General features: G+C 74.6%; 7 protein-coding genes. 5 read left to right on the top strand and 2 right to left on the bottom strand.

The genetic code is table 11. The annotated features are described in order from the left end of the window. The 3 genes from AB0P03_RS28950 to AB0P03_RS28940 all read left to right on the top strand — a co-directional run. Positions 1 to 426 (top strand): electron transfer flavoprotein subunit alpha/FixB family protein (locus tag AB0P03_RS28950; RefSeq protein WP_363631567.1); only part of this gene is annotated, 426 nt, incomplete at its 5' end. A gap of 180 nt (positions 427 to 606) precedes the next feature. Then, positions 607 to 2,025, top strand: coding sequence for an acyl-CoA synthetase (locus AB0P03_RS28945; protein ID WP_363631565.1), 1,419 nt, complete (start codon positions 607 to 609; stop codon positions 2,023 to 2,025). A gap of 311 nt (positions 2,026 to 2,336) precedes the next feature. Continuing rightward, a complete protein-coding gene (locus AB0P03_RS28940; protein WP_363631563.1) occupies positions 2,337 to 3,263 on the top strand; it encodes a C40 family peptidase in 927 nt (308 codons plus the stop codon). A 105-nt stretch (positions 3,264 to 3,368) separates the two neighbouring features. Here AB0P03_RS28940 and AB0P03_RS28935 read toward each other — a convergent pair whose 3' ends face one another. Next, on the bottom strand, positions 3,369 to 4,271 hold the full coding sequence (locus AB0P03_RS28935; RefSeq protein ID WP_363588748.1) for a PfkB family carbohydrate kinase: 903 nt from the start codon (positions 4,269 to 4,271) through the stop codon (positions 3,369 to 3,371). A 465-nt stretch (positions 4,272 to 4,736) separates the two neighbouring features. Here AB0P03_RS28935 and AB0P03_RS28930 point away from each other — a divergent pair, with 465 nt between their 5' ends. Further along, positions 4,737 to 5,804: an NUDIX domain-containing protein gene (locus AB0P03_RS28930; RefSeq protein WP_363588746.1), complete on the top strand. Its 1,068-nt coding sequence runs from the start codon at positions 4,737 to 4,739 to the stop codon at positions 5,802 to 5,804. Positions 5,805 to 5,968: 164 nt separating this feature from the next. Next, positions 5,969 to 6,808: a DUF4184 family protein gene (locus AB0P03_RS28925; RefSeq protein WP_363624770.1), complete on the top strand. Its 840-nt coding sequence runs from the start codon at positions 5,969 to 5,971 to the stop codon at positions 6,806 to 6,808. On the opposite strand, the gene AB0P03_RS28920 is transcribed toward AB0P03_RS28925, so the two are convergent. Continuing rightward, positions 6,784 to 8,148 carry a dipeptidase gene (locus AB0P03_RS28920; protein ID WP_363588742.1) on the bottom strand — a complete coding sequence of 455 codons (1,365 nt, stop codon included), beginning with the start codon at positions 8,146 to 8,148 and terminating at the stop codon, positions 6,784 to 6,786. The two genes, AB0P03_RS28925 and AB0P03_RS28920, sit on opposite strands and share 25 nt — an antisense overlap. Positions 8,149 to 8,165 lie beyond the last annotated feature (17 nt).

Genomic DNA, 8,165 nt, shown 5'->3' with positions numbered 1-8,165 from the left:
GCGGCCAAGGTCACCTCGCGCACCCCGCGGGTCTCGACCGGCCGTCCGGAGCTGACCGAGGCCGCGATCGTGGTCTCGGGCGGCCGTGGCGTCGGCGAGGCGGCCGGCTTCGGCGTCGTCGAGGAACTCGCTGACGCGCTGGGCGCGGCCGTCGGCGCCTCGCGTGCCGCCGTCGACGCGGGCTGGTACCCGCACAGCAACCAGGTCGGCCAGACCGGCAAGCAGGTCTCGCCGCAGCTGTACATCGCGGCTGGCATCTCCGGTGCCATCCAGCACCGGGCGGGCATGCAGACCTCGAAGACCATCGTGGCCGTCAACAAGGACCCGGAGGCCCCGATCTTCGAGCTGGTCGACTACGGCGTGGTCGGCGACCTGTTCGCCGTGCTGCCGCAGCTGACCGCCGAGGTGAAGGCCCGCAAGGGCTGATCCCCGCACACGGCAGTGGGAGGGCGTGGCACCGGGTACCCGGTGCCACGCCCTCCGGCGTTTCCGGCACAGGTCGGTACAAGCCAGGTGGGCGGCGGCTGGTGACCGCTGCCCACGGACGGTCCGGGTGCGGCCCGTAGAGTCGGCGCGACAGCGTGAGACGAGGGCGAGGACGGAAGCATGGCACTGCTGACCGCACTTCAGGGCGACTACGGGGACGCGGCGGACGCGCTGCGGATCGACGGGCGGGCGCTGTCCCGCGAGGAACTGCTGGGCGCGGCGACCGCCGTCGCCGACCGGGTGGCCGGTGCGCCCGCGCTCGCCGTGCTCGCCCGGCCCGCCGTCGAGACGGTCGTCGCCGTGGTCGGCGGCTTGCTGGCGGGCGTGCCCGTGGTGCCGCTGCCGCCCGACTCCGGGCCCAAGGAGCGCGAGCACATCCTGCGCGACTCGGGTGCGGTGCTGCTCGCGCACGCCGTGGGCGACGCGGTGCCGGGTGAGGTGGAGGGGGTGCCGGTCGACCCGGCGGACCGCGCCGCCACCACGTTCGCCGAGCCCGCGCCGGACGCCACCGGCTTCGTCCTCTACACCTCCGGCACCACCGGGGCGCCCAAGGGAGCCGTGATCCGGCGCCAGGCGATCGCCGCCGACCTGGACGCGCTCGCCGCGGCCTGGCAGTGGACCGCCGAGGACACCCTCGTCCACGGCCTGCCGCTGTTCCACGTCCACGGACTGATCCTCGGCGTCCTCGGCGCCCTGCGGACCGGCAGCCGGCTCGTGCACACCGGGCGGCCCACCCCGGAGGGGTACGCGGCCGCGAGCGGCAGCCTGTACTTCGGGGTGCCGACCGTCTGGTCCCGGGTGGCGGCCGACCCCGGGGCGGCGGGTCGGCTGGCCTCGGCCCGGCTGCTGGTCTCCGGCAGCGCGCCGCTGCCGGTACCGGTGTTCGAGAAGCTGGCCGCGCTCACCGGGCACGCCCCGATCGAGCGCTACGGGATGACCGAGTCGCTGATCACCGTCAGCACCCGGGCGGACGGCGAGCGCCGGCCCGGCAGCGTCGGCCTGCCGCTGGACGGGGTGCGCACCCGGCTGGTCGGCGAGGACGGCGCTCCGGTGCCCTCCGACGGGGAGAGCGTCGGAGAGTTGCAGGTCGCCGGGCCGACCCTGTTCAGCGGGTACCTCAACCGGCCCGACGCGGATGCCGAGGCCTGGACGGCTGACGGCTGGTTCCGCACCGGGGACGTCGCCGTGATCGGTGAGGACGGCTTCCACCGGATCGTCGGTCGCGCCTCCGTCGACCTGATCAAGAGCGGCGGCTACCGGATCGGCGCCGGTGAGGTGGAGGCCGCGCTGCGCGACCACCCCGCGGTCGCCGACGCGGCGGTGGTCGGTGCGCCGGATGAGGACCTCGGGCAGGCCGTCGTCGCGTACGTCATCCCGGACGGCGCCGTGACGGGGGAACAGCTGACGGCCTTCGTGGCGGAGCGGCTGTCCGCGCACAAGCGGCCGCGCCGGGTCGTGCTGGTGCCCGAACTGCCCAGGAACGCGCTGGGAAAGGTGCTGAAGAAGCAGCTGCTGGCGGAGTCGGACCAGCAGGGGTGAGGGGGCGTCGGGCAAGCAGCCCGATGACTGGCCTTCACCCTGATACCCCGTCGGTGCTCACCGGCCGTGAACCCTTCCATTGGCTCACTCCACTGCGCGCCGTGAGCGGACGCGTGCCTACCGTGACACGCAGGCAGAACTGAATCCCCGCCCGGCATGCCGCGGCTCCCGGTCGCACGACCGGAGGCCGTGGCATGCCGGGCGGGGTCTGCCGAGCCGTGCGTGCCGTCTCACCGGGACGTGCGTGTCCGTAGCCGATTCCGCAGCCGCCCCCGTGGCGGCAGTTCGCAGCAGTGAGGGAAGACAGCAGGATGACCACCGTCAACACCGGCGCGCCGGGTGCCGCCGACGAACCGACCGGGCAGCACGCTGCCACCACCGTCGACCAGCGGGCGGCCACCGTCAGCCCCGTCAGCCCCGTCCGTCCCTCGCGGGCCGCGCGGGTGCGTCGGGGGATAGGCATGGTGGCCGTGATCGTGGCCGGTGCGGGTGTGATCGGCGTCGGCCCCGGCGTCAGCCCCGCCGCCGCCGCCGAGTCGGCACCGGCGCACGCTGGGTGGGACGGCTCGCGGTACTGGTTCAAGAACAGTCAGGGGCAGTGGCGCTGGACCACGCACTACGACGTGTACGTGGCGCGGACGGGGGGCGGATCCTCCTCCGCAGCGAAGGCCCCGTCGACGGGCGCGAAGTCGAGCGGGGGGATCAAGCAGGGCTGGGACGGGTCGCGGTACTGGTTCAAGAACAGCAAGGGGGAGTGGCGCTGGACCACGCACTACGACGTGTACGTGGCGCGGACGGGGGACGGGTCCCCGTCGTCGTCCGGGTCGTCCGGATCGTCCTCGTCGGGCTCGGCCGCCGGCGCGGTGGCGGGGGACCAGGGCGTCGAGTCCGCCGTGCAGTTCGCGCTGAGCCAACTGGGCAAGCCGTTCCGGACCGCGGGCAACGGGCCGGACGGGTACGACTGCTCGGGCCTCGTGCAGCAGGCCTTCCGACGCGGCGGGGTGAACCTGCCGCGGGTGGCCAACGACCAGTACGCGGCGACCACGCCCATCAGCGCCGGCCAGCTGCGCCGGGGCGACCTGCTGTTCTGGTCCCCCAACGGCACCAAACGGGGCATCCAGCACGTGGCGATCTACCTGGGCAACAACCAGTACGTCGAGGCGGCGCGGCCGGGCACGCTGATCCGGATCTCGGGGATCAGCAGCGGCTACTACCCGTCGTACATGGGGCGGCCGTAGACCGAGTGCTGCTAGGCACGTGAGCCGGGGCGTTCGGGAGTTGTGGCCCGGGCGCCCCCACCGGGGGTGAGCCCGGCCCGCCCAGGCCCGTCGGGAAGCGGCTGGTCAGAGGTCGGTCGGGCGGGGGAGGGCGCCACGCGCGCCCAGGGCGGTGACGGCGAAGGCGCCGGCGGCCACGGCGGTGGCGGCCGCGGCGGGGAGGGAGGCGCCGCGGGCGAGTCCGGCGGCGAGGGCGCCGCAGAAGACGTCGCCGGCACCGGTGGTGTCGACGACCTGGACGGCGGGGGCGGGCAGTCGGGCCGACCGTCCCTCGGTGGCGACCAGCGCGCCCTCGCCGCCGAGGGTGAGTACGACGCCGTCGGCGCGGCGGGCGAGGGCCCGGGCGGCCTCCTCGACGGTGGGGGCACCGGTCAGCTGGCGGGCCTCGACGGCGTTGGCGACGACCAGGGGGTGGCGCCCGGTCGGACCGGTGTCGGGGAGCGAGCCGGCCGGGGCGGCGTTGTGCACCCAGTGGGTGCCGTCGGCCGGCAGGGCGGCGGCGGTCGCTCGGATGCACTCCTCGGGGACCTCGCCGCTGGTGAGGAGCACGTCGACGGGGAGCAGGTGCAGGCGGGCGAGTGCGGCGGTGACCTCGGCGGCGGTCAGGTGGGCGTTGGCACCGGGGACGACGACGATGCTGTTCTCGCCGGCGGGGTCGACCATGACGATCGCCTGCCCGGTCGGCGCGTCGGGGTGGGTGAGCACGGAGGCCGTCTCGACTTCCGCGCCGCGCAGGTCGGTGACCGCGGCTGCGCCGTCGGCGTCGTGCCCGACCTTCGCGACCAGGTGGACGGCGGCGCCCATGCGCGCCGCCGCCACCGCCTGGTTCGCGCCCTTGCCGCCGAACCCCTGGGTGGCGGCGGTGGCGAGGACGGTCTCGCCGGGGGCGGGGAGGACGGGGCAGCGGAGGATGCGGTCGGCGTTGATCGAGCCGATGACGATGACGCGGCCGGCTGGGAGCAGCTTCATCGTTCCTCTGTACGTGCTGGGGTGCGCGCGGCGCAAGCGGGCGCCGGGGGGCGCGCGAGGGGCGCGGGGAAGAATATGTCGACCGGTCTACTGAATTATGCAGACCGGTCTAGATATTGCCGGGAGAAATCTGTCGGTCGGTCTACATAGTCGGGTGGAGGGGGTGATGCGAGGTGATCTGGGGTGATGATGGCGCACAGGAAGTCGGACGGGCCGACTTCCTGTGCGCGCAGGGTGTGAGCAGGGTGCAACTTTGATGTAGACCGGTCTACATATTTCTCCCGGAAGGCGGCTGGCCTGGGCACATGCCCCTGTCAAGGGGCGGAGTGGGGCGCAACGGCGGGCGCGGTGGGGAGGTATGGGGAGCGGCGTGGCGCGGGTACCACCACGGGTGGCGCTGGTTCGGCCGACGGGGGCGCTGCCCGGTGCGAACGGCATCGGGGCAAGTCGAGGGCAGGGGACGTTGTGATCGTCTGGGTCAATGGCACATTCGGGGCGGGCAAGACGAGTGCCTGCCGCGAGCTGGTGGAACTGCTGCCCGGGAGCGTGCTCTTCGATCCCGAGCTGGTGGGCTTCGGCCTGCGCCGGATGCTCCCGGCCGACCGGCTGGCGACGGTGTCCGACTTCCAGGACCTGGCGGCCTGGCGCCGGCTCGTCCCCGAGACGGCGGCCGCGCTGCTCAGTGAGGTCGCGGGCCCGCTGGTGGTCCCGATGACCCTGCTCAGGGAGGACTACCGGGACGAGATCTTCGGCGACCTCGCCTCCCACGGCATAGCGGTGCACCACTTCGTCCTGGACCCAGAAGAAACGATCCTGCGTCACCGCATCGCCCACCGCGACGAGTGCCCGGGAGATCCGGAGGCCAGCGAGCGGGTCCGCACGTGGTGCTTCGAGCACGTGGCCCGCTACCGGGCCGCCCGGCGCTGGCTGGTCGAGGACGCCCGGATGCTCGACACCAGCGAGCTCACCCCCCGCGAGACCGCCCACCGGATCGCCGAACTGGTCCGCGTCGGCGCCGCCCGCTGCCCGATCGTCCAGACCCCCGACCCGACCGGGGACACCGTGGCCTCCGCCGTCCTGTTCTTCGACGAACAGGACCGCGTCCTGCTGGTCGACCCCGTCTACAAACCCGACTGGGACTTCCCCGGAGGCGTGGTCGAACGCGGCGAGGCCCCCACCGACGCGGCCCTGCGCGAGACCGCCGAGGAACTGGGCCTGCGGCTCGACCCGACCGGGCTGCGCCTGCTCGCCGTCGACTGGGAGCCGCGCACCGGCCCGCGCCGCGGCGGCCTGCGCCTGATGTACGACGGCGGCCAACTGGACGCCGCCTCCCGCCAGAACCTGCTGCTCCAGGCCGAGGAACTGCGCGACTGGCGCTTCGTCACCCTGGACGAGGCCGCCGACCTGCTGCCCCCGAGCCGCTACCGCCGCCTCGCCGCCGCCCTGGACGCCCGCCGCAGCGGCGAGTTGCGCTACCTGGAGGCGGGCCGCCGGGTCGCGCTCGGCCTGGCCAGCACGGCGGACGCGGCGTAGCCGCCTGGGGTGCCTGACGAGCCCGGGTGCCGGGCCGTCCAGAGGCGGTGGCCGCTGTCCAGAGGCGCTGGCCGTTGGCCCAGGTCGTTGGCTGTTGGCCCAGGTCGTTGGCCGTTGGCCCAGGCCGTTGGCCGATGGCTCGGCAGGGGCGGGAGGATGGGGGCATGCCGTTCACACTGAGCCACCCCGCCGCCGTCCTGCCCCTGCTGCGCGCCGCCGGGGAGCGCGGGCCGCTGGTCGCCTCGGCGCTGGTCGCCGGATCGATGGCGCCCGACGTCCCGTTCTTCGCCGAGTCGCTGCTGCCCGGGGTGTACGGCCACGGCGGTCTGACGCACCGCTGGTGGGCCGTGCCGACGCTGGACGTGGCGATCGCGGGCGCGCTGGTGGCCGGCTGGCACGGCCTGCTGCGCGCGCCGCTGGTGGCGCTGCTGCCCGACCGGTGGGCGGGCGCGGCCGAGGCACTGACGGTCCGGCGGCCCGCCGGAGCCGGGGCGGGTGCGGGGGCGGCGTGGTTCGCGGCGTCGGCGGCGATCGGTGCGGCCACCCACGTCGGCTGGGACGCGTTCACCCACGAAGGCCGGCTGGGTGTCCGGCTGCTGCCGGTGCTGGACCGGGAGGTGGCCGCGGTTCCGCTCTACTCGGCGCTGCAGTACGGCAGTTCGGCGCTGGCCCTGGCCGCGATGGCGGGCTGGGCGGTGCGGGCGGCGCGGGGCGTGGAGCCGGTCCGCCCGGCCGTGGCACTCGCTCCCCGGGCGCGCCGCGCCGCCGTCGCGGCCCTGGGCGCGGCGACGGCGGTCGGAGTGCTGCACCGGCTGGTCCCGCTGCGGCGGAACCTGATCCCGGAGTTCTGCTTCGGCGCCGGGGCCGGGCTCGCGGTGGGGGCGGTCGGTTACGCGGTGGTGGCGGGTGCCGCCCGCAGGTTCCGGGGCGGGCGGCCGGTGCCGGAGACCGCCGACGGCGGCCCCCGGACCAACGTGCGTCAGACCGAGCGCAGTTCGGCGTAGCGGCGGAGGAACAGGGCCTCGGAGAGGGCCATCCGCTCCAGCTCCTGCGGGTCGACGCTCTCGTTGACCGCGTGGATCTGGGTGGTCGGCTCCTCGACGCCGATCAGCACGATCTCGGCCTTCGGGTAGAGCGAGCGCAGCGTGTTGCAGAGCGGGATCGAGCCGCCCTCGCCGGAGGCGACCATCTCGGTGCCGAAGGCCTCGGCCATGGCCTCGCCCATCGCCTCGTACGCCGGGCCGGTGGTGTCGGCGTTGAACGGGGCACCGGTGCCCTGGCGTTCGACGGTCAGACGGGCGCCGAGCGGGACCTGCGCCTCCAGGTGGGCGACCAGCGCGTCCTGGGCGGCGGTCGGGTCGCTGCCCGGCGGGACGCGCAGGCTGACCAGGGCCTTGGCGGCGGCCTGGACGGAGGAGGTGGCGCCGATCACCGGCGGGGCGTCGATGCCGAGGACGGTGATCGCGGGGCGGGCCCACAGGCGGTCGGCGATGGTGCCGGTGCCGGTCAGGGCGACGCCGTCGAGCACCTTGGCGTCGGAGCGGAACTGCGCCTCCGAGTACTGGACACCGCTCCAGGTCTGGCCGCCGGTCAGTCCGGCCACCGCGACGTCGCCGTGCTCGTCGTGCAGCGAGGCGAGCATCCGGACCAGCGACTGCAGCGCGTCCGGGGCGGCGCCGCCGAAGGCGCCGGAGTGCAGGTTGCCGGCCAGGGTGGTGACCGCGACCTCGACGACCGTCATGCCGCGCAGCGAGGCGGTCACGGTGGGCAGGCCGGGGGCGAAGTTGCCGGTGTCGCCGATGATGATGGCGTCGGCGGCGAGCAGTTCGGGGTGGGCCTCGGCATAGCGTTCCAGGCCGCCGGTGCCCTGCTCCTCCGAGCCCTCGACGATGATCTTCAGGCCGACAGGGTAGCCGTCGCCGTACACCTGCCGCAGGGCTCGCAGGGCGGTCAGGTGCATCAGGATATTGCCCTTGCAGTCGGCGGCGCCGCGCCCGTACCAGCGGCCGTCACGCTCGGTCAGCTCGAAGGCGGGGCTGAGCCAGGCGCTCTCGTCGAGCGGGGGCTGGACGTCGTAGTGCGAGTAGAGCAGCACGGTCGGCGCGCCCTGGGGGCCGGGCAGTTCGGCGTAGACGGACTGGGTGCCGTCCGGGGTGTCCAGCAGCTGGACGTTGGTCAGGCCCTCGGCGGCGAAGGCGTCGGCGACCCAGCGGGCGGCCTTCTCGCACTCCTCGACCGGGAACTGGCGCGGGTCGGCGACCGAGGGGAAGGCGACCAGTTCGGCGAGGTCGGTGCGGGCACGGTCCATCAGGGACCGGACGGCGTCGGCCAGCGGCTGTGACATCGGGGCTCCGAGGGGAA

Origin of the sequence: Kitasatospora sp. NPDC088779 (assembly GCF_040685395.1) — a bacterium.
Lineage (GTDB): Bacteria > Actinomycetota > Actinomycetes > Streptomycetales > Streptomycetaceae > Kitasatospora.
Note: the sequence above shows the minus strand (reverse complement) of the source record. Positions and strands in the feature narration are given on the sequence as shown.